The sequence below is a fragment of the Serratia sp. 506_PEND genome (assembly GCF_001076875.1).
GTDB lineage: Bacteria > Pseudomonadota > Gammaproteobacteria > Enterobacterales > Enterobacteriaceae > Serratia > Serratia marcescens.
Genome location: NZ_JVEL01000470.1, coordinates 1 through 830, shown reverse-complemented (window position 1 = coordinate 830; position 830 = coordinate 1). Strand labels below are relative to the sequence as shown.

The following is an 830-nucleotide window of genomic DNA, read 5'->3' as shown; positions in this document are numbered from 1 at the left end:
TGGTCGGCAGTGGCGAGGTGCCGGAGCTGCTGGCCCTACGCGACGACATCAATCAGGAGTTGCTGGCGCTGGGTTACAGCGAACCGGCCACACCGGCAACGGTGACCGATGATGCTGGTGCCGGCTCAGGTGAGTCCGGGGCTGGCGATAGCGCAGTTGCAGACGGTGGCGATGCCGGCAGCGCCGACAGCGCCGAGGAAAAGCCAACCGAGCCGGTTAAACCGGCTTCAACGACCGCCAAAACTAGCGGTAAAGGCAAGTAACGGGGGCGGCATGGGATACGCAACCTATCACGATATGGTCGACAGTTTCGGGGAGCGTGAGGTGCGCCTGCTCAGTGACCGGGACAATCTTGGCCAGCCCAACCCGCTGGTGATTGAGGATGGGTTGCTACGCGCTGACGGTGAGATTGATGGCTATCTGGCCGGCCGCTACACCTTGCCGCTGCGCGACGTGCCGCGCGTGCTGATCGGTATCGCGTGTGACATTGCGCGCTATCGCCTGACCGGCACCGAGCGCCAGGAGAGCGAGGTCATTCTGGAGCGCTACCGGTTTGCCATTCGTTACCTGGAGAAGGTCGCGGCCGGCACGGTGACGCTTGGCACCGGGGTGACCTCCGGCACGGTGGTCGAGTCTGCCGATGCCAGCGTGCAGTTCTGCATCGGCGCGCCACGCCGGTTCTCCCGCAACGATACCGACGGAGGGGCGTACTGATGATAACCCAGGTGGAGCAAGCCATCATCGAGCGCCTGACGCTGGGTCTCGGCCGTATGGCTATTCAGGTCGAGAGCTACGGCGGCCAGATGGACACTGACCTGACGGAGTTGATC

General features: G+C 63.9%; 3 protein-coding genes. All 3 read left to right on the top strand.

Features of this window, described 5'->3' with window-relative positions; genetic code table 11:
• The coding region (locus tag ADK28_RS32225; protein ID WP_048796407.1) for a hypothetical protein at nt 1-263 on the top strand (263 nt) is incomplete at its 5' end.
• Nucleotides 264-273: 10 nt separating this feature from the next.
• Nucleotides 274-714, top strand: coding sequence for a gp436 family protein (locus ADK28_RS19265; protein ID WP_048796406.1), 441 nt, complete (start codon nt 274-276; stop codon nt 712-714).
• On the top strand, nt 714-830 hold a 117-nt coding region (locus ADK28_RS33325; RefSeq protein ID WP_152929728.1), incomplete at its 3' end, for a phage protein Gp37. The genes ADK28_RS19265 and ADK28_RS33325, both read left to right, overlap by 1 nt.

Coding starts and splice junctions, on each gene's coding strand:
- ADK28_RS19265 (WP_048796406.1), top strand. CDS start 274: ATGGGATACGCAACCTATCACGATATGGTCGACAGTTTCGGGGAGCGT.